Origin of the sequence: Luteimonas viscosa, assembly GCF_008244685.1 — a bacterium.
Lineage (GTDB): Bacteria > Pseudomonadota > Gammaproteobacteria > Xanthomonadales > Xanthomonadaceae > Luteimonas > Luteimonas viscosa.
On record NZ_VTFT01000001.1, the window covers coordinates 2,981,856 to 3,005,912 of the forward strand.

Sequence of the window (24,057 nt, forward strand, 5' to 3'; positions counted from 1 at the left end):
CGGCGGGAGTAGGGGAGTCCTCCCCTCGCTACCTGTCATCTTAGGAACGCCTTGGGAGGGCTTCGATCTTCTGCTTTCTCCGCGACGCAGATCAGGGACAGTCCCAGAGGCGGGCCCAGGATGCGATCCAACTTCTCCAACCAGGGCATCAGGCTTGCGATCCGCTTGATCTGCTGCTCGTTGAATGTGCGCGAGAAATTTTGCCGGCGTTTGAGAATGCGCGACTTGATGAAATACGGCAGCACGCCGGCGAAGTTCATGTAATGGCAACGAAGCACGCGGAACCCCGCCGACTCGACGGCGGCGCGGAGGGTCCGGCGGCTGTATCGGCGAAAATGCCCGGAGGCTTCGTCCACGGGACCGTAGAGAGACTGCAGAGCCGGTACCTTGATGTAGAGCTTTCCACCCGGTGGCAAAGCTTCTTGGAACTGCGACAGTACGCGCCGGTCGTCCTCCAGATGCTCAAGTACGTCCAGCGTGAAGATGCTCCTGGCGCCGAACGACGCAATCGCTTCGACGCAATGGTTCAGGTCGATTTCCTTGACGGACACGGCCGGGGAGCCCCTGAACCGGCTGTGGAGCGTGTCGAGGTTCTCCTGTCCGCCTTCCAGCAACAGTATCGGTGAGACCTTTTGCGAAAGCATGGCGGAGAAATGCCCGCTTCCGGCGCCGGCGTCGACCGCGGGTCCTTCCAGAGACTCCCCGAACAGCCGCGACGTCCAGGCATAGTAGGCATCGAGGTGCGCCATCCTCTCCTGCGCCTCATGATGCTCCGGATTGCTCTTCCATTCGAACGCATCGTTGCTCATATGTCGCTCCGCTTGTCGATCATGTCGGCAAGGACCGCGAAGATGCTGACGTTGAGACACATGGTGAGCAGGACCAGCGATTTCTCGGTCATGTCCTGCAGCACGAATGCGTCGTAGCCAAGGCTGAGCGCGCTTGCAGCCAGCAACAGCAGGATGATTGGCGTGAGGATTCGCAGGGGTGCGAAATACATGCCCGTGCGGCCGATGATCTGGACGAAGCGCAGCGTGTCCTTGATCGGGTGGATCTTGGAATTGCCCTTGCGCGCGAAGTAATCGATGGGCTCGAAGTGGACCCGGTAGTTGTTGCGCAAGGCCGAGATCGTAATCGTGATCGTAAAGCTGAATCCGTTGGGCAGGATGCGCACGAACTTCTGTGCCATGTCCTTGCGGAACACGCGCATGCCCGAGTTGATGTCCGGGATCTTCTGGTTGACGATCCAGTTGATCCAGCGGTGAAGGAAGAACTTCGGAATCTTGCGCACAGCCGAGTAGGTGACGTTGGCACCGGTGCGTGCGCCGACGACCATGTCGAAGTCCCGGGCCAGGGAGATCAGCTTGGGCAGGTCGTCGATCGGATAGGTGCCGTCCGCATCGATGATCGCGACCAGTTCCGCGTCCGAGTGGCGCATGCCCGTCTTCAGCGCGGCGCCGTAGCCGCGGTTGCGGTCGTGGCGGACGACCCGCAGCCTGGGGAAACCGGACCTGAGCGCCTCAAGCCGTTCCAGGGTGCGGTCCGCCGAGCCGTCCTCGATGGCGATGATCTCGTAGCGTTCGAGCACGGCCAACGCGCCGTCGAGCTTGCGGATGGTTTCATCGATCGCGTTCTCCTCGTTGTAGCAGGGGACCAGGACGCTGACGATGGGGGCGTTTTCGGAATGCACGGCGATCTCGTAGAGGGCGGGCGAGAGTGAATGGCGCGGGTCATGCAGCCTGAGTGCCGGCCCAGGCGACCAGCGCGTCGGCGATGCGTCGACTGGCCTGTCCGTCGCCATAGGGATTGTGGGCGTGGGCCATGGCCTCGTAGGCGACGGTGTCGTCCAGCAGCCGGTTGGCTTCCGCGGCGATGCGGATCGCATCGGTACCGACTAGGCGGACGGTGCCTGCCTCCACCGCCTCCGGCCGCTCGGTCGTGTCGCGCATGACCAAGACCGGCTTGCCGAGGGACGGCGCCTCCTCCTGCACTCCGCCCGAATCGGTGACGATCAGGTGCGAGCGCGACATGAGGTAAACGAAGGGGAGGTAGTTGAGCGGTTCGATCAGGTGGACGTTGGATTCACCCGACAGTATCCGCCGCACCGGTTCCTGCACGTTCGGGTTCAGGTGTACGGGATAGACCACCTGGGTGTCGCCACGCGCGGCGATCGCACGCAGCGCTTGGCAGATCTGCTCGAAACCGTCGCCGAAGTTCTCGCGGCGGTGTCCGGTCACAAGTACCAGCCGCTTGCCGGGGTCGAGAAACGGGAACTGTGCACGGAGCGATGCTTCCAGTGCGGCGTCTCGCCGGATCCGTTCCACCACCGCGAGCAGTGCATCGATCACCGTATTGCCTGTAACCAGGATGCTCGTGTCGGGCACACCTTCGACAAGCAGGTTCCTGCGCGAATTTTCGGTCGGCGAGAAGTGCAGCGTGCCGAGCGCTCCGGTCACCTTGCGGTTCGCTTCCTCGGGCCAGGGAGAGTAGAGATTTCCGGTGCGAAGGCCGGCCTCGACGTGGCCGATCGCCGTGCGGTTATAGAACGCCGCCAGGGACGTGGCCATGGTCGTAGTGGTGTCGCCGTGCACTAGCACGATGTCCGGCCTGTGCCTAGCGATGACCTCGTCCATCCCGGTGAGGATCCTCGAGGTAAGCCCCGCGAGCGTCTGCCCGGGCTGCATCACGTTGAGATCCTCGTCAGGGACGATGTCGAACAGTTCCAGCACCTGGTCCAACATCTCGCGGTGCTGGGCGGTTACCGCGACCAGCGTTTCGATGCCCCGGGTTGCCTTAAGGGCTTCCACGACCGGGGCCATCTTGATGGCTTCCGGGCGGGTGCCGAAGACGACCATGACCCGGCTGCGCGGCGGTGCCGGCGCCTTCCCGTCCGCAACGCCGTTCAGAGCGCAGCCTCCAGCTCCGGCAGCAGCGCGAACAGATCCCCCACCAGCCCGATGTCCGCGATCTCGAAGATCGCCGCGTCCGGGTCCTTGTTGATCGCGACGATGGTGCCGGCATCCTTGATTCCGGTCAGGTGCTGGATCGCGCCGGAGATGCCGATCGCCACGTAGAGCTCCGGGGCGATGATCTTGCCTGTCTGGCCGACCTGCAGCTCGTTGGGCACGTAGCCGGCGTCGACCGCGGCGCGCGAGGCGCCCACCGCGGCGCCGAGCCGGTCCGCGAGCTTGTAGATGATCTCGAAGTTCTCCTTCGAACCCACGCCGCGTCCGCCCGAGACCACGCGCTTGGCGCCCTGCAGGTCGGGGCGGTCGGACTTGGCCTGTGCCAGACCGATGAAGCGGGTATGCGTGGGCAGTTCGACCTCGATGCTGGCCGCCTCCACCGGAGCCGCATCGCCCTGGGCCGCTTCCGGCCAGGAGGCAGTGCGGATCGTGGCGACCACGGCCTGGTCCACGGGCGCCTCGACGGTCACCACTGCGTTGCCGGCGTAGATCGGGCGCTTGAACACGTGCGCGGACTCGACCGCCATCAGGTCGGACACCTGCGCCACGCCGAGCAGCGCGGCCACGCAGGGCGCCAGGTCCTTGCCGAAGGTGGTGCTGGGCAGGAACACGTGGCTGTAGCCGTCGGCCAGGCGCGCGACCTGGGGAGCCAGCATCTGGGCCACCGGGTGCGCGTTGGCGGCGTTCGCCACCGTCAGCACGCGGGACACGCCGGCGATGCGCGCGGCTTCGGCCGCGACCGCGTCCGGTTCCGACGCCAGCACGGCGACGTCGATGGCCTCCGGCGACAGCGCCTGGGCGGCGCTCACCGTGCGCGCCGTGGACGCGTTCAGCTGGCCGTCGAGATGTTCGGCGATGACGAGGACCTTGGCCATCACAGCAACCCCTTCTGCTTGAGCGCGGCCACCAGTTCGGCCGCATCCTTGACCATCACGCCCTTGCTGCGCCCGCCCGGGGCGGCGTAATGGGTGGTCTTGAGGAAATCCGCCGGCTCGATGCCGAGCTCGGACAGCTGCAGCGTCTCCATCGGCTTGCTCTTGGCCTTCATGATGTCGGGCAGCTTGATGAAGCGCGGCTCGTTCAGGCGCAGGTCGGTGGTGACGACGGCAGGCAGGTCGACCTCCAGCGTCTCCAGCCCGGCATCGACCTCACGCGTGACCGTGGCCTTGCCGTCCGCGATTTCCAGCTTCGACGCGAACGTCGCCTGCGGCCGGCCCCAGAGGGTGGCCAGCATCTGGCCGGTCTGGTTGGCGTCGTCGTCGATCGCCTGCTTGCCCAGGATCACCAGGTCGGGCGACTCCTTCTCCACCAGCTTCAGCAGCGTGCGGGCCGCGGTGAGCGGCTGGATCGCCTGGTCGGTGACCACATGGATGGCGCGGTTGGCGCCCATCGCCAGGCCGTTGCGCAGGTGCGCGGCCGCATCGGCCGGCGCGATGGTGGCCACCACCACCTCTGTCGCCACCCCCTTGTCACGCAGGCGCAGCGCCTCTTCCAGCGCGATCTCGTCGAACGGGTTGGCGGAGAGCTTCACGCCGTCGGTGACCACACCCGATCCATCCGGCTTGACCTGGATACGGACGTTGTAGTCGACCACGCGCTTGTAGGCGACGAGGATCTTCATCGGGGTGGGGGTCCTTGGGGACGCGGCGCGGGACGCCGGAGTGCCGCGATTTTACCGGCCCCCGACTCGGGGCGCGACCCCGCTGTCAGGTCACGTTGGCGGCCTGTCCCCCGACCGCCATGAGGTGGGCGCATCCGGTGCGCACGCAGGCGGCGCGCGAAGGTCAAGATGTCGGTGCAGTCCCGGCTGGTTAGAATCCCCGCATTCGTGACGACGAGACCCGCATGGCCACTTCCAAACGATTTCCCGACGCTAGGGCTGCACTGGCCGACCTGGTGACCGACGGCCAGACGCTCGCGGTCGGTGGCTTCGGCCTCTGCGGCATCCCCGAGGCGCTGATCGCGGCGTTGCGGGACTCCGGCGCAAAGGACCTGACCGTGATCTCCAACAACGCCGGGGTCGACGGCTTCGGTCTCGGCCAACTGCTGGAGACGCGGCAGATCCGCAAGATGATTTCCTCTTACGTGGGGGAGAACAAGGAATTCGAGCGCCAGTACCTGGGCGGCGAACTGGAGCTCGAGTTCAATCCCCAGGGCACGCTGGCCGAGCGCCTGCGGGCCGGCGGCGCCGGGATCCCGGCCTTCTTCACCCGGACCGGCTACGGCACGGTCGTGGCCGAGGGCAAGGAAACCCGGCAGTTCGAGGATGGCCACTGGTACGTGCTGGAGACCGCGCTCAAGGCCGATCTCGCCCTGGTCAAGGCCTGGAAGGCCGACGAGGCCGGCAACCTGGTCTTCCGCAAGACCGCGCGCAACTTCAACCCGGCCTGCGCGATGGCGGGCAAGGTCTGCGTCGCCGAGGTCGAGGAGGTCGTGGCCACCGGCCAGCTCGATCCCGACCATGTGCACCTGCCGGGCATCTACGTCGATCGCCTGGTCCTGAACCCGACCCCCGAAAAGCGCATCGAACAGCGCACCGTGCGCCAGGAGACCCGCTGATGCCGTGGACCCGCGACCAGATGGCCCAGCGCGCCGCGCAGGAACTCAGCGACGGCGCCTACGTGAACCTTGGGATCGGTCTGCCGACCCTGGTGGCCAACTACATCCCCGACGGCATGGACGTCTGGCTGCAGTCGGAGAACGGCCTGCTGGGAATCGGCCCGTTCCCGACCGAGGACGAGGTCGATGCCGACCTGATCAACGCGGGCAAGCAGACGGTGACCGCCCGCGCCGGCGCCAGCTACTTCGGTAGCCACGATTCGTTCGCCATGATCCGCGGTGGCCACATCGACCTTGCCATCCTCGGCGCGATGCAGGTCACCGACCGCGGCGACCTGGCCAACTGGATGGTGCCCGGCAAGATGGTCAAGGGCATGGGCGGGGCCATGGACCTGGTGGCCGGGGTCAAGCGCGTGGTCGTGCTGATGGAACATACGGCGAAGAACGGCGAGCACAAGATCCTGCCCGAGTGCACCCTGCCGCTGACCGGAGTGGGCGTGGTGGACAGGATCATCACCGATCTGGCGGTGCTGGACGTGACTCCGGATGGTCTGGTCCTCAGGGAGCTCGCCCCGGGGGTGGATGAAGAGGCGCTGCGGGGGAAAACCGGGGTGGCGTTCACGCGCGCGTCGTGACGGACTGCTTTCAGGTGCCGTTTAGCTACCGGCGTGCCGGGGGCGGGCGTATGCTGCGACACTCTCCGCCACAGGGCGGAACTTTCTCCACTTTTCGGGACGCGACATGCGCAAACATCTTCTGGGCCTGATGCTGGTCGCCGGGCTGGCCGGCTGCACGTCGGAGTCCGACTCCGATCCCGCGGCGGCTGCAGTGCCCAAGACCGCGGATTCTCCGGCATCCGGTTCGCTGCCCACGGGCGAATCGCTGGCGGCGCTGCGTGGTTCACCAACGAGCTTCGCGTCGCTGCCCGACCGGGGCGAACTGCTGTCCTATGGCGGCGCGCGCAAGAGCCGGCAGTCCGGTGCGTATACCTATCACCCGGTCGCCCTGAGCGAAGCGCATGCGCTCAACGCAATCGGGAGTGGTGAGCTGGTCTTGGCCACGCCCGACGGCGAGCCGGTGAAGATCAAGTACGAGCGCCACGAAGAGCAGCCCGACGGGAACTGGACCTGGATCGGCCGCAACGCCGATGGATCCAGCGCGATCCTGACCTTCGGCGAGAAGGCCGTGTTCGGCATGATCTCGCGCGGCGACGACTACTACCGCGTCCGCACCGACCGGACCGGTGCGTGGGTGGTGGAGACCGACCGCAGCCTGCTGGCTTCCAGCGGCGGTCGTCGTGAGAAGGGAGAAGATTTCCTCCTGCCGCCGGAGGCCGGCGCACTGACCGCGGCCGCTGCCCGTCATCTGTCTAAGGCAAGCCCGTCCGTGGCAGCGAATGTCTCGACTAAGGCCGCCGCCATGGTCGACGTCCTGGTCGGCTATTCAAGTGGCCTGGCGAGCGTCTACGGCAGCCAGTCCGCTGCGGCAACCTTCGTCACCAGCCTCGTGGCATTGACGAACTCTGCGTACGCGAACAGTGGCGTGAACATGCGTCTGCGCGCGGTGCATACGCTCCAGGTCAACTATGCGGACAACTCCGACAACCAGGAAGCGTTGCAACAGCTCACGGGCTACAACGCCGATACCCAGCAGCCCATCACCCCCAACTCCGCCTTCAACGCGCTGCGAGAAGCGCGTGAGGAATACGGTGCGGATCTGGTCGCGTTCGTGCGCCGCTATCGCGAGCCCGAGCAGGACGGATGTGGCATCGCCTGGCTGCTTGGCATGAACGGCTCCGGGATTTCCGCCGCCAACGATGCGGCATTCGGTTACGCGGTGGTGAGTGATGGCGAAGACCGCGACGAAAGCGACAACAATACCTATTTCTGCAGTGACTTCTCCCTCGCCCACGAGCTGGGTCATCTGATGGGGCAGGCTCACAACGAGGAGGACGCGGCGGACGCGGGCGCCCACGAGTACTCGTACGGTTATCGCGAAGCGTCTGCGACCGGATTCCACACCATCATGGCGTACCCGTCGGGTGCCTCGCAGATCGAGGCGCCGCACTTCGCGAATCCCTCCGTCAAATACGTCAATCGTCCGACGGGGACGGCCATGGAAGACAACGCCCGCAGCATGAACCAGACCATGCCTGTCATCGCCAACTTCCGCGCGACGGTCGTGCCCCTTTCCGATGTTCGAAGCGACATCGACGGCGACGGCAAGGCCGATATCATTTTCCGCCACACGGGCAATGGCAAGAATGTCATCTGGAAGTCTGCCAACCGCGCGACACAAGAGGCGATGGTGACCACAACCGACCAAGCTTGGACAATCGTCGGAACCGGCGACATCAATGGCGACGGTAAGGCGGATGTGGTGTGGAGGAACACGGTGACTGGCCAGAACCTGGTATGGCCTGGCGGCAAGCGGCAGCAGCAGCAGAACCTGGTGGGCGTCACCGATCAGAACTGGAAGATTGTCGGCATTGGTGATTTCAACGGGGACGGCATCGACGATCTGTTGTGGCGCAACTACTCGACCGGCGCCAATGCGATCTGGCCCTCAGGTCAGCGTGCCCAGCAGCAGGCCGTCGATGGAGTAACCAACACGAATTGGAAAGTGGTCGGGGTCGGGGATTTCGACAGCGACGGGCGGGAGGACATCCTGTGGAGAGAAGCCGTGACCGGCCTGAATGTCATCTGGCGCGCTGGTCGTCAGAACTCTCAGATGTCGGTAACCGGCGTTACGGATACGAACTGGGCCGTTGTTGGTGTTGGCGATTTTGATGGGAACGGCGTCGACGATATTCTTTGGCGCAATGCCTCAACTGGTGCGAACGTGATCTGGAAGAGCGGGGATCGCGGGCAACAGCAGGCGGTAGCCGCTGTCAACCGGAACTGGTTCGTGGCAGCTGTCGGCGATTTCAACGGCGATGGGCGCGCGGATATCTTTTGGCGGAATTCCGTTAACGGCGAGAATGTCTACTGGCGCTCGGGCGAGCGAAGCACCCAGCAATGGGTGGCCCCGGTGGAAGATCTCTCGTGGAAGGTCTTCTACTGAAGCCTGACGTGGCTGAGAGACTAGGCCGAACTCCACGTACTTCGTCGGCGCGGCACGTCGGATGATGCGTCATCCGACGTTCTCCCACGGCAAGCGTTGAGTAAGATTGGCTTCGACTCGAATCGGTATTTTTCAGGCGGGTATTGCGTCATCGTCGAAGTGCAGGCCGCACTCACGCTTCAGCCCGAAGAAGCGAGTGTCGTCCATGCTGTCTACGGCCGTCAGGGGGCGCGTGGTGTGCACATCCCCGATCGAGACGTAGCCCTGGTCCCATAGCGGGTGGTAGGGCAGGTCGTGGCGGGCGAGGTACTGGCCGACGTCGCGGTCGCTCCAGTCGGCGATCGGGTGCAGCTTCCAGCGTCCGTCCTTGCGTTCCAGGAAATCGATGCCGGCGCGTGTACGCGCCTGGCTGCGGCGCAGGCCGGCGATCCAGGTCCCCACGCCGAGCTCGCGCAGCGCGCGCTGCATCGGCTCGACCTTGCGCAGGCGGTTGTAACGCTCGATGCCGTCGACGCCTTCTTCCCAGATCCGGCCCATGCGCGCCTCCATCCAGGCCACGCCGATCTGCGGCCGGTATACCTTGAGGTTGAGCGAGAGGCGTTCGCTCATCTCGTCGATGAAGCGGTAGGTCTCGGGGAACAGGTAGCCGGTGTCGACCACCACGACCGGCAGGTCCGCGCGCTGACGGGTGGCCAGGTGCAGCGACACCGCCGCCTGCGCGCCGAAGCTCGACGACAGCACGTGCTCGCCGGGCAGGGTGTGCAGCGCCCATTCGACGCGCTCCTCGGCGCGGCGGCCGGCCAGCCAGCGGTTGAGCTCGGCGCGCGCGTCGACCGAGTCGAGCGCGGCATCCACGGTGGGAATGTTCATGCGACGTCCTCGACCAGGGTGCTGTCGATGGGGATGTGCTGGCGACGATCCCTGGCGGGAATCTCGACCACGCCCGTGCGCAGCAGGAAATCGCCGAATCCCTCGTCATCCAGCCGGGCCGCGCCATAGCGCGCGAACAGGGGCTCGAGTTCGGCCAGAATCTGCGCCTGGGTGATGTTCTCGCGGTACAGCGTGTTCAGCCGCTGCCCGCGATGGTCGGCGCCGAGCATCAGGTTGTAGCGGCCCGGTGCCTTGCCCACGAGCGCGATCTCGCCCAGGTAGGGGCGCGAGCAGCCGTTGGGGCAGCCGGAAATGCGCAACAGGATCGGTGCCTCGGCCAGGCCGTGGATCTCGAGCATCGGCTGCAGCGCAGCGGTGAACTCGGGCAGGTAGCGCTCGGCCTCGGCCATGGCCAGGCCACAGGTGGGCAGCGCGACGCATGCCATCGCCGCACGCGCGAGCGCGGTCGGCGCGTCGTTGACCGCATCCAGCGCGTGCGCGCGTACCAGTGCGTCGATCCGCTCGCGCTCGCCGGCCGGCACGCCGGCGATCACCAGGTTCTGGTTGCCGGTCATGCGGAACTCGCCGCGATGGATCCGGGCGATCTCGCGCAGCCCGGTGAGATGCGGCATGCCGGGACGGTCGGCGATGCGGCCGGACGGCAGCGACAGCGTCAGGTGCCAGTGGCCGTCCTCGCCCTCGACCCAGCCGTAGCGATCGCCGTTGTGCTCGAACGGAGCCGAGCGCGGCGCGGCGAACGCGATGCCCGCGCGGCGTTCGATCTCGGCCTTGACCACCTCCAGGCCGTGATCGTCGATGGTGTACTTGAAGCGCGCGCGCTTGCGCACGTTGCGGTTGCCCAGGTCGCGCTGCGTGGTGACCACCGCGGTCGCGACCGCCAGCAGCGCCTCGCGCGGGATGAAGCCGACGTTGTTGCCCAGGCGCGGATAGGTCTCGGCATCGCCATGGGTCGCGCCCATGCCGCCGCCGATGGTCACGTCATAGCCCACGATCCCGCCGGCGTCGTCGGCCACGCCGATGAAGCCGAGGTCGTTGGCGTATACGTCCACGTCGTTCACCGGCGGCAGCGCGAAGCCGATCTTGAACTTGCGCGGCAGGTACTTGTCGCCGTAGATCGGTTCGTCCTCGCCACCGCTGCCGGCCACGCGCTCCTCGTCCAGCCAGATCTCGTAGTAGGCGCGGGTGTTGGGCAACAGGTGCTCGGACGTGCGCGCGGCATCGGCGTAGAGCGTTGCATGGGCGGACGACAGCAGCGGATTGGCCGCCACCTGCACGTTGCGGTTGACGTCGCCGCAGGCGGCCAGCGTGTCGATCAGCGCGGCGTTGATGGCCTGCATCGTCCCCTTGAGCTCGCGCTTGATCACTCCGTGGAACTGGAAGGCCTGGCGGGTGGTGACGCGCAGCGAGTGGTTGGCGAACCGCGTGGCGATGGCGTCGAGCGTGAGCCACTGTTCGGGCGACACTACGCCGCCGGGCGTGCGGGTGCGGATCATGAACTGGTAGGCGGGCTCGAGCTTCTGGCGGCGGCGTTCGTCGCGGATGTCGCGATCGTCCTGCTGGTAGCTGCCGTGGTACTTGATCAGCGTCTGGTCGTCTTCGCGCAGCGCGCCGGTCAGGGGGTCGGACAGGCTCTCGAGCAGCGAACCGCGCAGGCGGTTGCTTTCGGCCTTGATGTCTTCGACGGAGTGGTTGCTCATGGTGCTGCCGGGAAGACGTGTTGGGATGAGGGCGCGGCGGCGCGTGCCCCCATCCGCCCTTCGGGCACCTTCCCCCGCGAAGCGGGGGAAGGGACGGGCCGGTCAGTAGACGTCGCGGGCATAGCGGCCTTCCTGCTGCAGTGCGGACAGATACCCGGCCGCTGCCTCGGTATCGCCGCCGTTGTGTGCGGCGACGATGTCGAGCAGCGCGGCGTGCACGTCCTTGCCCATGGCGATCGCGCCGCAGACGTACAGGTGCGCGCCGGACTGCAGCCAGTCGTAGACCTCACGGCCACGCTCGCGCAGGCGGTGCTGGACATAGAGCTTGTCGGCCTGGTCGCGCGAGAAGGCGAGGTCGAGCCGATGCAGTTCCCCGCGCCGCAGCGCCTCCTGCCATTCGACCTGGTAGAGGAAGCCGGTATTGAAATGCTGGGCGCCGAAGAACAGCCAGTTGCGGCCACCGGCGCCGGTTTCCGCGCGTTCCTGCACGAAGCCGCGGAACGGCGCCACGCCGGTGCCGGGGCCGACCATCAGGATGTCGCGCGCGCCGTCGGCGGGCACCCGGAAGCGTTCGTTCGGCTCGACGTAGACCGGCACCTGGCCGCCTTCCTCCAGGGCAGCGAGGAAGCCGCTGGCGGCGCCGATGTGGACATGGCCATGCGCCTGATAGCCGACGATGTCGACCGTGAGGTGCGCTTCTTCACCCACGCGCTTGCGGCTGGAGGCGATCGAATACAGGCGCTGGGCCTGCGGGCGCAGGGCGGCGAGCAGGGCATCGGGCTCCCAGTTCGCGGGCCAGCGGCGCAGCACGTCGACCAGCTGGTGGTCGGCCAGCAGCGCGCCGAACCCGGCATTGCCCGGTTCGAGCAGAGCGCGCAGTTCGTCCGCGTCGGCGCGCTCGGCCAGGGCGGCGAGCAACGGGCGCGACAACCTGGTCAGTTCGCGGTGCGTGGCCAGCCATTCGGCCAGCGGCAGGCTGTCGCCGTCGATGGTGGCGATGCCATCGCCGTCGAGCTTCGTCGCCTCCAGCACGGCGGCCACCAGCGGCTCGGGATTGCGATGACGGATGCCGAGCGCATCGCCCGGCTCGTAGGCCAGGCCGGAGCCGTCCAGCGACAGTTCGATGTGGCGCACGTCCTTGTCGACGGCGCCGTAGCGACGGAATCCGGTGCCCTTGAATTCGCGGCCGCTGAGGGTCTGGCTGGCCAGCACCTCGGCCGGGAACGGGCGTTCGTGCGACCAGCTCGTGGCCGGGCGCAGCGGCGTGACCGTCGCCAGATGCGCCGCGCCTGCGGGCGTGGCGACCCTGAGCTGTTCGCGGGCCTGGGCCAGCGCCGCTTCGCCCCAGGGAGCGGCGACGGTGTCGATATCGAGATCCGCCAGGCCGATGTCGGCCACGCGATGCGCGCCGAGTTCGGCCAGTCGCGCGTCGATGCGGCGCGCGATGCCGCAGAAGTCGGCGTAGCTGGTGTCGCCGAGGCCGAGCACGGCGAACTTCAGCTCAGGCAGCTTCGGCGCGCGCCGGCCGGTCAGGAACTCGACGAAGCCGATGGCATCGTCCGGCGGATCGCCCTCGCCCTGGGTGCTGATGACCACGTAGAGCAGGCGTTCGCCGGCGAGTTCGCGGGTGGGGTAGGTGTCGGCCCGCACCAGGCGCGCGGGCAGGCCCGCGGCCTGCACCTTGGCCAGCAGCGCCTCCGCGGCGCGGCGTGCGTTGCCGGTCTGGCTGCCGTAGAGGATGGTCAGGCGCCCCGCCGGCGCCGCGTCGGTGCGCGCAACCGCGGTCGCGGGCACCTCCGCACCGCTGCGGCTCGCCAGGCCTGCCGCATAACCGGACAGCCACCACAGCCCGGCCGGCTCCAGCCCCTGGGTGAGGCGGACCAGCGCATCCGCCGTCTCCTGGGGAAACGGCAGCGCGGGCAATGCGGCGGGTGCGGACATCCTCCGGCGATCCTTGGTGCGGGTACGCAACCAAGGCTAGGCAAGCACGCCGTGCGCGGGAAAGGAGGGTCGGTTATGCAGTCATGCCCTGCGGTGATTTACCGGGCGGGGAGGGGGGCTGGCTACAATCGCCGCCACCATGACGGTTCCCTCGCCCTCCATCGCCCCCGCCGACGCCGACCTCGATCGCCTCGAGGCCGAGAGCCTGCACATCCTGCGCGAGGTCGCGGCCGAGTGCCGCAACCCGGTGCTGCTGTACTCGATCGGCAAGGACAGCTCGGTGCTGCTGCACCTGCTGCTCAAGGCCTTCGCTCCCGCGCCCCCGCCGATTCCGCTGCTGCACGTGGACACCACGTGGAAGTTCCGCGAGATGATCGCCTTCCGCGACCGCCGCGCCGCCGAGACCGGCGTCGACCTGCGCGTCCACATCAACCCCGACGGCGTGCGCGACGGCGTCGGTCCGCTGAGCCACGGTGCCAGCGTGCACACCGAGGTGATGAAGACCCAGGCGCTGAAGCAGGCGCTGGAGGCCGGCGGCTACGATGCCGCGATCGGCGGTGCGCGCCGCGACGAGGAGAAGTCGCGCGCCAAGGAGCGGGTGTTCTCGTTCCGCGATGCGCAGCACCGGTGGGATCCGCGCCGGCAGCGTCCGGAGTTGTGGAGCCTGTACAACGCCCGGGTCGGCCAGGGCGAGAGCGTGCGCGTGTTCCCGCTGTCGAACTGGACCGAACTGGACGTGTGGCGCTATGTGCGCCGCGAGGGGATCGACGTGGTGCCGCTGTACTTCGCCGCCGAGCGGCCGGTGGTGCGTCGCGACGGCACCTGGATCATGGTCGACGACGAACGCTTCGTGCTGCGCGAGGGCGAGCAGGTGGAACAGCGCAGGGTGCGCTTCCGCACGCTCGGCTGCTACCCGCTGACCGGCGCGGTGGAGTCGGCCGCCGCCGACCTCGATGCGGTGATCGCCGAGATGGAGACCAGCGCGCAGTCCGAACGCGCCGGTCGCCTGATCGACCATGCCGACGGCGATTCGATGGAAAAGAAGAAGCGGGAAGGGTATTTCTGATGAAGCTGTGATTGGTGATTCGTGATTCGTAAGAGCCGGTCCCGGGTGTCGGAGACGCGTGTGGATCCCTCGCTGCGCTCGGGATGACAACTGCCGGCGTTGCTGGTCGGGAAATGGATGAAAGGCAATGAATAGCATGGCCATCGACAAGCGTTCCCGGAGCGGGGAAACGCCTGTTTCCGAATCACCAGTTACGAATCATCAATCGCGGTTCCTGCGCCTCATCGCCTGCGGCAGCGTCGACGACGGCAAGAGCACCCTGATCGGCCGCCTGCTGCACGAGGCCGGACGGGTGCCGGACGACGAGCGCGCCGCGCTCGCGCGTGCCAGTGCCGCACACGGCACGCGCGGCGGCGAGATCGACTACGCGCTGCTGCTCGACGGGCTCGATGCCGAACGCGAGCAGGGCATCACCATCGACGTCGCCTGGCGCCATTTGCAGACCGCGCGCCGCCGATTCCTGATCGCCGATTGCCCCGGCCACGTGCAGTACACGCGCAACATGGCCACCGGCGCGTCGGTCGCCGATCTCGCGATCGTGCTGGTCGATGCCACGAAGGGGTTGCTGCCGCAGACCTTCCGCCACGTCGCGATCCTGTCGCTGTTCGGTGTGCGCCACGTGCTGCTCGCGGTCAACAAGATGGACCGGGCGGGTTACGACCAGGCCGTGTTCGACGCCATCGCCACGCGCTTCCGCGCGCATGCGGAAAAGCTCGGCGTGCCGGACGTGGTCGCGATCCCGGTGGCGGCGGCGGTGGGCGACAACGTGACCGTGCGCTCGCCTGCGATCGGCTGGTACCACGGACCCAGCGTGCTCGAGCATCTCGAGACCGTGGCCACGGACGCGCCCGATGCATCGCTGCCGCTGCGGCTGCCATTGCAGTCGGTGCTGCGCGACGGCGACGGCGGACGCTGGCTGGCGGGCACCGTGGCGGCCGGCACGCTGCGGGTCGGCGATGCGGTGCGCGTCGAGCCTGCGGGTGCGGCGAGTCGCATCGCGGCACTGGTGGTGTCGGGCACCGGTGCGGTTTGCGCACGCGCCGGCCAGGCGGTGGCGGTACAACTGGCCGACGAGGTCGACGCCGGCCGCGGCCACGTGCTCGCGGCGCCCGACGCCCCGGTGGCGCACAGCGACCAGGTGGTGGCCGACGTGCTCTGGTTCGACGAGGCGCCGCTGCTGCCCGGGCGCCGCTACCAGCTCAAGATCGGAACGCGCACGGTGGGCGCACGGATCAGCGAGCTCAAGTCGCGGCACGATCCGGAAAGCCTGCAGCCGCTGGCCGCCAAGCGCCTGGAGTTCAACGAGATCGGCGAGCTGGTGCTGTCGTTCGACGCGGTGGTCGCCTTCACGCCCTACGCCGAGAGCGCCGCGCTCGGCGGCTTCATCCTGGTCGATCCGCTGACCCGCGCCACGGTCGGCGCCGGCATGATCCGCCACGGCCTGCGCCGCGCCGACAACATCCACTGGCAGGCGCTCGACGTCGACCGCAAGCTGCGCGCCGCGCTGAAGGGACAGCAGCCGCGCTGCGTCTGGTTCACCGGGCTGTCGGGCGCGGGCAAGTCGACGATCGCCAACCTGGTCGAGCGAGGCCTGCTGGCGCGCGGCCTGCACACCTACCTGCTCGACGGCGACAACGTCCGCCATGGCCTCAACCGCGACCTCGGCTTCACCGACGAGGACCGGGTCGAGAACCTGCGTCGCGTGGCCGAAGTGGCGAAGCTGATGACCGATGCCGGGCTGATCGTGCTGGTCAGCTTCATCTCGCCGTTCCGCGCCGAACGCCGCGCGGCGCGTACGCTGTTCGACGAGGGCGAGTTCCTCGAGGTCTTCGTCGACACGCCGCTGGCCGATGCCGAGCGACGCGACGTCAAGGGCCTGTACGCCAAGGCGCGCCGCGGCGAGCTGCCCAACTTCACCGGTATCGATTCGCCGTACGAGCCGCCGGAGAACGCCGAACTGGTGCTGGACACCCGGGGCGCAGGCGCCGAGGCGCTCGCGGAGCAGGTGATCGCGCGGCTGCTCGACTGACCACCGGGCGGCGGGACCGCGTGGTGCATACACCGGGCGGTCTGTCGTCGGGGCGTCTCCGGACGAGCCAGCCTCGCCCTGGGCCTGGAAGGGAGACGGTCGCGGCCGGCTTTCCCGCGAGCCCCGCAGCAAAGCCGACGACGCACGCGCCGCAAGAATGTTCCTGCGGCGTGGCTCAGCGCCGCTTGCGCAGCGCGCCGACGATGACCAGCAGCACGATGGCGCCGAGGGTCGAGGCGATGAAGCCCGCAGCCTGGCCCTGGCCGTACCAGCCGACCATGCGACCGACCCATCCCGCGAACAGGGCGCCGGCGATGCCCAGCACGATGGTCAGGATGATGCCCATCCTGTCGCGCCCGGGCTTGAGCAGCCGGGCCACGATGCCGACCACCAGGCCGATCAGGATGATGTAGAGCCAGTTGCTGCTGCCGAACAGTTCCATGCGGGCCTCTGGATTGGAGTGGCGGAGCGAAGCTTGGCAGGGCCACGATCGCGATGCCAGCCCTGCGCCCGCTTGCGCGGGCGGCGAGGTGCCGGGTGTGGGTACGAGGCGCCGTCCAGGGCGATCACGCGCCGCGGACGTTGCGCCACGGCTCAGCAGCAGCCGTGGTCGCCGTGGCGTGTGCCGCTGTCCGCGGCGACCGCGACACCCGTGGTCTCGCCGCGCTCGCCGGCGAGGTGGTGCTCGGCGAGCACCCGCGCGACCGAGGCGGTGACGCGCTTGCCCATCGCGATGTGCAGGAACTCGTTCGGGCCGTGGGCGTTGGAATGCGGACCGAGCACGCCGGTGATCATGAACTGCGCGCCCGGGAACTTCTCGCCGAGCATGCCCATGAAGGGGATCGAGCCGCCTTCGCCCATGTACATCGCCGGCCTGCCGAAGAACTCGAGGCTGGCCGCGTCGATCGCCTTCTCCAGCCACGGCGAGGTGGCCGGCGCGTTCCAGCCGGTGGCGGCCTTCTCCAGCGACAGCGTGACCTGGGCGCCGTTCGGGGCATCGCGCAGCAATGCCTCCTGCAGCAGTTCGCCCGCGCGGCGTCCATCGATGGTCGGCGGCAACCGCAGCGAGAGCTTCACCGCGGTCTGCGGCCGCAGCACGTTGCCGGCCGATGCGAGCGGCGGGATGCCGTCCATGCCGGTGATGGACAACGCCGGGCGCCAGGTGCGGTTGAGCACCAGTTCGGTCAGGTCGTCGTGCATCGGCGCCAGTCCCGGGACCAGCGGGAACTTGTCGTAGATCGCGGTACCCAGCACTTCGGCCGCGCGCCGCGCCTGCTGCAGGCGTTCGGGCGGGATGTCGGCGAACAATCCGTCGATCAGGATGCGGCCGGTGTCCTGGTCCTCGATCCGCGACAGCAGCTGGCGCAGCAGCCGGAAGCTCGACGGCACCACGCCGGAGGCGTCGCCCGAATGCACGCCCTCGTCGAGCACCTTCACGGCGAGGTTGCCGCCGGCCAGGCCGCGCAGCGAGGTGGTGCACCACAGCTGGTCGTAGTTGCCGCAGCCGGAATCCAGGCAGACCACCAGCGAGGGCTGGCCGATGCGGTCGGCGAGGTGGTCCACGTAGGCGGGCAGGTCGTAGCTGCCCGATTCCTCGCAGGCCTCGATCAGCACCACGCAGCGCGCATGCGGCACCTGCTGTTCCTGCAGCGCGAGGATCGCGGCCAGGGAGCCGTAGATCGCGTAGCCGTCGTCGGCACCGCCGCGCCCGTACAGCTTGCCGTCGCGCAGGACCGGCTTCCAGGGGCCGAGGTCGTCATCCCAGCCGGTCATCTCCGGCTGCTTGTCGAGATGGCCGTAGAGCAGCACGCAGTCGTCGTTGCTGCCGCCGTGTGCGGCCGGGATCTCGATGAAGATCAGCGGCGTGCGCCCTTCCAGCCGGACCACCTCCACGCGCATGCCGGGAATCGACTGCGCGCGCGCCCAGGATTCCATCAGCGCCACCGCCTCGTCCATGTGGCCGTGCGCGGCCCAGTTCGCGTCGAACATCGGCGACTTGTTCGGAATGCGGATGTATTCGACGAGCTGCGGGACGATCTCGTCGTCCCACTTGCCGCCGACATAGCGATCGATCTTGCTGGCGTCCATTGGATCCGGTCCGTTTGCGTGGAAGCGCCGATTCTAACGCGCGGCACGTGTAGGGCTTTTCCGACCTCGCCGCGCGGGATAACCCTGTCCCATGCGGGCCCCTGCGGCGATCCCGCGGCGCAGGGGGGTGCGGGAGACTGTCATCACCGGCAGGCGCCGCGCCGCCGGCGGCAAGGAAACCAACCTCAACCAAGGAACCCGACACATGAATACGATCAAGAGCCTGCTCGCCACGCTGTTGCTCTCGCTGATGCTGGCCGGCGCCGCGTTCGCCGCGGAGAAGGTCAACATCAATACCGCCGACGCCGCCACGCTCGACCGCGTGCTGCAGAACGTCGGCCCCGCGAAGGCGGACGCCATCGTCGCCTACCGCAAGGCGAACGGTCCGTTCCGGAGCCCGGAGCAGCTGGCCGAGGTCAAGGGCATCGGCCTGCGGACGGTGGAGCAGAACCGCGAGCGCATCGTGGTGTCCGCGCCGCGTCCGGCGAAGGCCGCCGCCGGCGCCGCCGGTGCCGGCCGCTCGGCCGCCCAGACCCGCTGAGTGCGGTTGGCGGACGCGCACGGAGGCGCGTCCGCGATGTGGAGCAGGGAAGGCTCCGTGGACGGCCGCAGGCCGCGACAGGGACGTACCGCCGCCCGTTCCATGCCAGGAAGGCATGGGCGGGCGGCTTCCTGCGCGCGGGGTGCGGGCGCGCGGCTAGACTGGCGCGCATGGACCGCTCGTCGCGGGTGATCCCCGCCCAGGAATACCGTCGCGTGCGCTGGATGAACGGTGCGGGATGGACGCGCGAGATCCATGCCGACCCCGCTGGCGCGGGCTGGGCATGGCGGCTGTCGATCGCCGAGGTCGAGGCCGATGCGCCGTTCTCGGTGCTGCCCGGCGTCGAACGCGAGCTCGTGCTGCTGGAAGGCACCGGCCTGCGCCTTCGCTTCGACGATGGCGAGACGCACGAGTTGCTGCCGCCATACCCGCGCCTGCGCTTTGCCGGGGAACGGGCGCTGGGTGGGCAACCGATCGAAGGGCGCGCCGTCAACTTCAACCTGATGTGGCGCCGTGATGCCGTGATGGCGCAGCTGTGGCATCGGCCGCTGGCAGGCGCGATGGTGCTGTTCGTGGAACCGGGTTCGACCTGGGCCGTGCACCTGCTCGCCGGTCGCGCGCGGCTCGAGGGCGTTGCAGGCCTGCCGGCGCTGGCACCGGGCGACACCGCGCTGCTGGTCGCGCACCGGCAACGTGCGCGCTACGTGCTCGACGGTGGCGGCGAAGCGTTGCTGATCCGGATCGACCCGCGGGAAGACGGGCAGGCATCCGGCTAGGCCGCACGCGATCGGCCCGGTCGCCGGCGCGTCCCTTCCGCCACGCGCGCCGCGTCAGCCCGGTGCGCCGGCAGCGCGGCAGCGGTGAGGGGTGGATCGTCGCCGTCGGTGGCCGAAGAGGATCGCGGCCAGTTCATCCGCGGTCGTCGCGCGCCCAGACGCCGCCGTGTTCGGTCTTCACCGGGAACTTCGGCACCGGCTCGTAGGCGGGCGCGCACAGGGCGCGGCCGTCGCGGAGGTCGAAGCGTGCGCCATGCAGCACGCATTCGATGCTGCCCTCGTCCGGGTCGACGCTGCCGGCGGAGAGTTCGAACTCCTCGTGGCTGCAGCGGTCCTCGAGCGCGTACAGCGTGCCATCGAGATTGACCACGACGATGCCGGCGCCCGTGATCTCGTCGAATGCGGTCTTCATCTCGCCCGGGAGCAGTTCGTCCGTGGCGCAGATCCAGGTCCAGTTTTCGCTCATGCGGCGGCTCCGTCGAAGCGCTTCTCCAGCACCTCGAAGCGCAGGTCGTCGCGCAGCGGGATGCCGTAGCGCGGGTCGCCGTAGGGAAACGGCTTGAAGACGCCGGTGCGGCGATAGCCGCGGCGCTCGTAGAAGCCGATCAGGGCGTCGCGGATGTCGATCACGGTCATGCGCATCGCCGGCAGCCGCCAGTCCTCGCGCACGATGCGCTCGCACTCGTCCAGCAACCGCTTGCCGAGTCCCGCGCCCTGCAGGTCCGGTCGTACCGAGAACATGCCGAAGTAGCCGGTACCGTCCTCGTCGGCCACGTGCGCGCAGGCGACCAGGCCATCGTCCTGCTCCGCCACCAGTACGCGGCTGCGCGGGCGCGCGATGTCGGCCCGCAGCACGTCCGCGTCGATCCGGTTGCCGTCGAGGAAGTCCGCCTCGGTGGTCCAGCCTGCACGGCTGGACTCGCCGCGGTACGCGGAGGTGACCAGGGCGACCAGGGCGGGCACGTCGGCCGCCGTAGCCGGGCGGAGGATCGGTTCGGACATGCGCGGATTCTATCCACTGCGACCGGGCCGCGGGGCGGCGCCCGGGCCCGCGACCGACGCGTCGCCGGACGACGATCCCGTACCCGTATCGCCGGAGGCGACGATCAACCCAGCAGCCTGCGTACCTTCTCCAGCGCGGCGACAAAGGCGTCGATCTCGGCGTGGGTGTTGTAGAACGCCAGCGACGCGCGACAGGTGGCGGCGACGCCGTAGAACTGCAGCAGCGGGTGCGCGCAGTGCTGGCCGGAGCGTACCGCCACACCCTCCAGGTCGAGCAGGGTGGCGAGGTCGTGCGCGTGCGCGCCCTCGACCAGGAACGAGACCACCGCGGCCTTCTCCGGCGCGCGGCCGAAGATGCGCACGCCATCGAGCGCATCCAGCGCGCCGGTCAGGTGCGCGAGCAGTTCGGCCTCGCGCGCCTCGACGTGCGCCATGCCGATGCCCTGCAGGTAATCCACGGCCGCGCCGAGGCCGATGAACCCGGCGATGTTCGGCGTGCCGGCCTCGAACTTCTGCGGCGGATCGTTGAACACGGTGCCCTCGAAACTCACCTCGCGGATCATCTCGCCGCCACCGAGGAACGGCGGCATCGTCGCGAGCAGTTCACGCCGCGCCCAGAGCGCGCCGGTGCCGGTCGGCCCGCACATCTTGTGCCCGGTGAAGGCGTAGAAGTCGCACCCGATCGCGGCGACGTCGACCGCCCGGTGCGGCACCGCCTGCGAACCGTCGACCACGGTCGTGATCCCGCGCCGGCGCGCCTCGCGGCAGATCTCGCGCACCGGGTTGACGGTGCCGAGCACGTTGGAGACGTGGGTCACCGCCAGCAGCTTCACGTCCGGCGTCATCGCCGTGCGCAGGGCGTCCAGGTCGAGCGTGCCGTCCTCGCGGATCTCGGCTACCCGGATCGTCGCGCCCGTGCGCTGCGCCACCAGCTGCCAGGGCACGATGTTGGCGTGGTGCTCCATGCGCGAGACCAGGATCGTGTCGCCGGCCTGCAGCCGGGGCAGCGCCCACGAGTACGCCACCAGGTTGATCGCGAAGGTGGTGCCGCTGCACAGCACCAGTTCGTCGGCGCGCACGTTGAGGAAGCGCGCCAGCTTGCCGCGCACGCCTTCGTAGGCTTCGGTGGCCTCGCTGCCGAGGGCGTGCACCGCGCGGCTGACGTTGGCGTTGTGCCGGCGGTAGAAGTCGTCGACCGCCTCGATCACGGCCGCCGGCTTCTGCCCGGTATTGGCGCTGTCCAGGTACACCAGCGACTTGCCGTGCACGGTGCGACCGAGCAGCGGGAAGTCCTCGCGCACGCGCGCCCAGTCGACGTCCTGCCGCATCGTCTCCGGCGCATCGGGCTGCGGCATGCTCATGCGGACAGCGCTTCCAGCGCCGCATCGATGCGTGCTTCCAGCGCGGCGCGCAATGCCTCGTCGCCGATGGCCGCCAGCGGCTCGCGGCAGAACGCCGCGGTCAGCAGGCGTTTCGCCGCGTCCTTTCCGAGTCCGCGCGAGCGCAGGTAGAACAGCGCGCCGGGATCGAGCTGGCCGACCGTCGCACCGTGCGCGGCCTGCACCTCGTCGGCATGGATCACCAGCACCGGTTGGGTGTCGATCTCGGCGGTCGCCGACAGCAGCAGGTTCTTGTTCGACAGCCGTGCGTCGCTGCCGTCTGCGCCTGCATGGATGGTGATGCCGCCATGGAACACCGCACGCCCACGCCCGGCACCGATGCCGCGCCACAGCAGATCGCAGCGCGTGTCGCGCGCGGCGTGCTCGATGCCCAGACGGGTATCGAGGTGGCTGCGGCCCGCGGCGAGCAGGACGCCGTGCGCGGCCAGCGTGGCGCGTTCGCCTTCCAGTCGCACATTGAGCTCATGGCGCGACAGGGCGCCGCCCAGCTCGAGATCGACGCGGTGGTAGTGCGCATCGGCCTGCAGGTTGGCGTCGGTGCGCGTGAACACGGTGGCGCCTTCGGCGGCGTGCTGGATCCGCGCGTGTTCGAGGCGGGCGCCGGCGCCGAGCAGGACCGAAAGCAGGCCGTTGTCGAGGTGGCGGTGCGGGCCCGCCGACAGGTGGTGTTCGACCACGCGCAAGGAGGCGCCTTCGCCCAGCTCGATGCGGTGGCGCAGGTGCCAGGCGAGGTCGGTTTCCGTCGGCGCGCCGATGAACACGAGGTGGATCGGATCGGCCACCTGCGCGCCGGCATCGACACACAGACTGGCACCGTCGCGCGCGAGCGCGGCGTTGAGCCGCGCGAAGACGTCGTCTCCCGTGGCGTGGCGCGCGTCTTCGTCGCCCCGGGACGCCGGCAGGGTCGGGGAGCGGGCCGCGCTGTCGAGCCGGAGGCCGGGCGGCAGGTCTTCGAGCCGGGACAGGGTGGTGTCCACCAGTCCGTTCACGAACACCAGTCGCGGCGCATCGATGTGCGCGAGCGCGTCCGGGGAGACGGTCGGTGCGGTTTCCACCGGAGCGAAGCTGCGCCGCTCCAGCGCACGCAGCGTGGTGTACTTCCAGCGCTCGCTGCGCGGGCCCGGCAGGCCGTCGCGCAGCGCGGCGTCGAGCAGGGAGCGCCGCGCGGGATCGCCGGAGAAGCCGGCGGCCAGCGACTCGAGCAGCGGGCTGGTCACGCCGTGGCCTCCGGCGCGATGCGGTCGGCGATCCACGCATAGCCGTGCTGTTCCAGTTCCAGTGCCAGTTCCGGCCCGCCGGACTCGACGATGCGGCCGTCGGCGAGCACATGCACCACGTCCGGGCGGATGTAGTCGAGCAGCCGCTGGTAGTGGGTGATCACCACGAACGAGCGGTCCGGTGCGCGCAGCGCGTTGACGCCTTCGGCAACGTGGCGCAGCGCATCGATGTCCAGGCCGGAATCGGTCTCGTCCAGGATCGCCAGCCGCGGTTCCAGCACCGCCATCTGGAAGATCTCGTTGCGCTTCTTCTCGCCGCCCGAAAACCCCTCGTTGACGCCGCGATGCAGCAGCCTGTCGTCCAGGTGCAGCACCGACAGCTTCTCGCGCACCAGCTTGAGGAACTGCATCGAATCGAGCTCCGGCTCGCCGCGCGCCTTGCGCTGCGCGTTGAGCGCGCTGCGCAGGAAATAGGTGTTGTTCACGCCCGGGATCTCGACCGGGTACTGGAAGGCGAGGAACACGCCGGCGGCGGCGCGCTCTTCGGGTTCCAGTTCGAGCAGCGGCTTGCCGTCGAACTCGACCGTGCCCGCGGTGACCTCGTAGCCCTCGCGGCCGGCGAGGATGTTGCCGAGCGTGGACTTGCCGGCGCCGTTCGGGCCCATGACGGCGTGCACCTCGCCCGGCTTCACGTGCAGCGTGAGGCCCTTGAGGATGTCCTTGCCGGCGATGCTGGCGTGGAGGTTGTCGATTCTGAGCATGGTGTACGTCTCGAAGCTGTCATTTCCGAACCGCAGGCGAGGAACCTGCGATCCGTCGTG

General features: G+C 68.7%; 22 protein-coding genes. 7 read left to right on the forward strand and 15 right to left on the reverse strand.

Annotated features, from left to right (window positions below; all coding sequences use genetic code 11):
• Positions 1 to 35: 35 nt before the first annotated feature.
• The 5 genes from FZO89_RS13210 to FZO89_RS13230 are packed head-to-tail and all read right to left on the reverse strand — an operon-like array spanning position 36 to position 4,587.
• Entirely contained in the window at positions 36 to 809 is a 774-nt protein-coding gene (locus tag FZO89_RS13210; protein ID WP_149103694.1) for a class I SAM-dependent methyltransferase, read from the reverse strand.
• The gene (locus FZO89_RS13215) at positions 806 to 1,801 is read right to left on the reverse strand and encodes a glycosyltransferase family 2 protein (protein ID WP_149103695.1); all 996 of its coding nucleotides are present in this window, start codon (positions 1,799 to 1,801) and stop codon (positions 806 to 808) included. Before FZO89_RS13215 ends, FZO89_RS13210 begins: the two co-directional genes overlap by 4 nt.
• The gene (gene wecB, locus FZO89_RS13220; protein WP_149103696.1) at positions 1,731 to 2,855 is read right to left on the reverse strand and encodes a non-hydrolyzing UDP-N-acetylglucosamine 2-epimerase; all 1,125 of its coding nucleotides are present in this window, start codon (positions 2,853 to 2,855) and stop codon (positions 1,731 to 1,733) included. Before wecB ends, FZO89_RS13215 begins: the two co-directional genes overlap by 71 nt.
• A 47-nt stretch (positions 2,856 to 2,902) precedes the next feature.
• Complete coding sequence (locus FZO89_RS13225) at positions 2,903 to 3,841, reverse strand: electron transfer flavoprotein subunit alpha/FixB family protein (protein ID WP_149103697.1); 939 nt, start codon at positions 3,839 to 3,841, stop codon at positions 2,903 to 2,905.
• Complete coding sequence (locus FZO89_RS13230) at positions 3,841 to 4,587, reverse strand: electron transfer flavoprotein subunit beta/FixA family protein (RefSeq protein WP_149103698.1); 747 nt, start codon at positions 4,585 to 4,587, stop codon at positions 3,841 to 3,843. Before FZO89_RS13230 ends, FZO89_RS13225 begins: the two co-directional genes overlap by 1 nt.
• 224 nt (positions 4,588 to 4,811) lie before the next feature.
• On the opposite strand from FZO89_RS13230, the gene FZO89_RS13235 reads away from it, so the two are divergent.
• From FZO89_RS13235 to FZO89_RS13245, 3 genes are all read left to right on the forward strand, one after another.
• Entirely contained in the window at positions 4,812 to 5,525 is a 714-nt protein-coding gene (locus FZO89_RS13235) for a CoA transferase subunit A (protein ID WP_149103699.1), read from the forward strand.
• Entirely contained in the window at positions 5,525 to 6,160 is a 636-nt protein-coding gene (locus FZO89_RS13240; RefSeq protein WP_149103700.1) for a CoA transferase subunit B, read from the forward strand. The genes FZO89_RS13235 and FZO89_RS13240 overlap by 1 nt, the downstream gene beginning before the upstream one ends.
• A gap of 106 nt (positions 6,161 to 6,266) precedes the next feature.
• Positions 6,267 to 8,588, forward strand: a complete 2,322-nt coding sequence (locus FZO89_RS13245; RefSeq protein ID WP_149103701.1) for a reprolysin-like metallopeptidase — start codon at positions 6,267 to 6,269, stop codon at positions 8,586 to 8,588.
• Positions 8,589 to 8,720: 132 nt separating this feature from the next.
• Here FZO89_RS13245 and FZO89_RS13250 read toward each other — a convergent pair whose 3' ends face one another.
• From FZO89_RS13250 to FZO89_RS13260, 3 genes are all read right to left on the reverse strand, one after another.
• Positions 8,721 to 9,458 carry a phosphoadenylyl-sulfate reductase gene (locus FZO89_RS13250; RefSeq protein WP_149103702.1) on the reverse strand — a complete coding sequence of 246 codons (738 nt, stop codon included), beginning with the start codon at positions 9,456 to 9,458 and terminating at the stop codon, positions 8,721 to 8,723.
• A complete protein-coding gene (gene cysI, locus FZO89_RS13255) occupies positions 9,455 to 11,176 on the reverse strand; it encodes an assimilatory sulfite reductase (NADPH) hemoprotein subunit (RefSeq protein WP_149103703.1) in 1,722 nt (573 codons plus the stop codon). Before cysI ends, FZO89_RS13250 begins: the two co-directional genes overlap by 4 nt.
• Positions 11,177 to 11,278: 102 nt before the next feature.
• Positions 11,279 to 13,117, reverse strand: a complete 1,839-nt coding sequence (locus FZO89_RS13260; RefSeq protein ID WP_149103704.1) for an assimilatory sulfite reductase (NADPH) flavoprotein subunit — start codon at positions 13,115 to 13,117, stop codon at positions 11,279 to 11,281.
• A gap of 139 nt (positions 13,118 to 13,256) precedes the next feature.
• Between FZO89_RS13260 and cysD the strand changes: the two genes are divergently transcribed.
• Together cysD and cysC are read left to right on the forward strand one after the other, a co-directional pair.
• Positions 13,257 to 14,183 (forward strand): sulfate adenylyltransferase subunit CysD, encoded by a 927-nt coding sequence (cysD, locus tag FZO89_RS13265; protein ID WP_149103705.1) that lies wholly within the window; start codon positions 13,257 to 13,259, stop codon positions 14,181 to 14,183.
• A 127-nt stretch (positions 14,184 to 14,310) separates the two neighbouring features.
• A complete protein-coding gene (gene cysC / locus FZO89_RS13270; RefSeq protein WP_425480446.1) occupies positions 14,311 to 16,212 on the forward strand; it encodes an adenylyl-sulfate kinase in 1,902 nt (633 codons plus the stop codon).
• Between the two features lie 175 nt (positions 16,213 to 16,387).
• Here the strand turns inward: cysC and FZO89_RS13275 are convergent, their stop codons facing one another.
• Both FZO89_RS13275 and FZO89_RS13280 read right to left on the reverse strand, forming a co-directional pair.
• Complete coding sequence (locus FZO89_RS13275) at positions 16,388 to 16,654, reverse strand: GlsB/YeaQ/YmgE family stress response membrane protein (RefSeq protein WP_149103706.1); 267 nt, start codon at positions 16,652 to 16,654, stop codon at positions 16,388 to 16,390.
• 152 nt (positions 16,655 to 16,806) lie between these two features.
• Positions 16,807 to 18,300 (reverse strand): M20 family metallopeptidase, encoded by a 1,494-nt coding sequence (locus tag FZO89_RS13280; RefSeq protein WP_149103707.1) that lies wholly within the window; start codon positions 18,298 to 18,300, stop codon positions 16,807 to 16,809.
• A 205-nt stretch (positions 18,301 to 18,505) separates the two neighbouring features.
• Here FZO89_RS13280 and FZO89_RS13285 point away from each other — a divergent pair, with 205 nt between their 5' ends.
• Both FZO89_RS13285 and FZO89_RS13290 read left to right on the forward strand, forming a co-directional pair.
• Positions 18,506 to 18,841, forward strand: a complete 336-nt coding sequence (locus FZO89_RS13285; protein WP_149103708.1) for a ComEA family DNA-binding protein — start codon at positions 18,506 to 18,508, stop codon at positions 18,839 to 18,841.
• A gap of 170 nt (positions 18,842 to 19,011) precedes the next feature.
• Positions 19,012 to 19,617, forward strand: coding sequence for a HutD/Ves family protein (locus tag FZO89_RS13290; protein WP_149103709.1), 606 nt, complete (start codon positions 19,012 to 19,014; stop codon positions 19,615 to 19,617).
• 133 nt (positions 19,618 to 19,750) lie between these two features.
• Here FZO89_RS13290 and FZO89_RS13295 read toward each other — a convergent pair whose 3' ends face one another.
• The 5 genes from FZO89_RS13295 to sufC form a co-directional block, all read right to left on the reverse strand.
• Positions 19,751 to 20,083 carry a non-heme iron oxygenase ferredoxin subunit gene (locus tag FZO89_RS13295; protein ID WP_149103710.1) on the reverse strand — a complete coding sequence of 111 codons (333 nt, stop codon included), beginning with the start codon at positions 20,081 to 20,083 and terminating at the stop codon, positions 19,751 to 19,753.
• On the reverse strand, positions 20,080 to 20,619 hold the full coding sequence (locus tag FZO89_RS13300) for a GNAT family N-acetyltransferase (RefSeq protein ID WP_149103711.1): 540 nt from the start codon (positions 20,617 to 20,619) through the stop codon (positions 20,080 to 20,082). Before FZO89_RS13300 ends, FZO89_RS13295 begins: the two co-directional genes overlap by 4 nt.
• Before the next feature lie 104 nt (positions 20,620 to 20,723).
• Positions 20,724 to 21,947, reverse strand: coding sequence for a cysteine desulfurase (locus FZO89_RS13305; RefSeq protein ID WP_425480469.1), 1,224 nt, complete (start codon positions 21,945 to 21,947; stop codon positions 20,724 to 20,726).
• A gap of 29 nt (positions 21,948 to 21,976) precedes the next feature.
• On the reverse strand, positions 21,977 to 23,236 hold the full coding sequence (sufD, locus tag FZO89_RS13310) for a Fe-S cluster assembly protein SufD (protein ID WP_149103713.1): 1,260 nt from the start codon (positions 23,234 to 23,236) through the stop codon (positions 21,977 to 21,979).
• Positions 23,233 to 23,997 carry a Fe-S cluster assembly ATPase SufC gene (gene sufC / locus FZO89_RS13315; protein WP_149103714.1) on the reverse strand — a complete coding sequence of 255 codons (765 nt, stop codon included), beginning with the start codon at positions 23,995 to 23,997 and terminating at the stop codon, positions 23,233 to 23,235. Before sufC ends, sufD begins: the two co-directional genes overlap by 4 nt.
• Positions 23,998 to 24,057 lie beyond the last annotated feature (60 nt).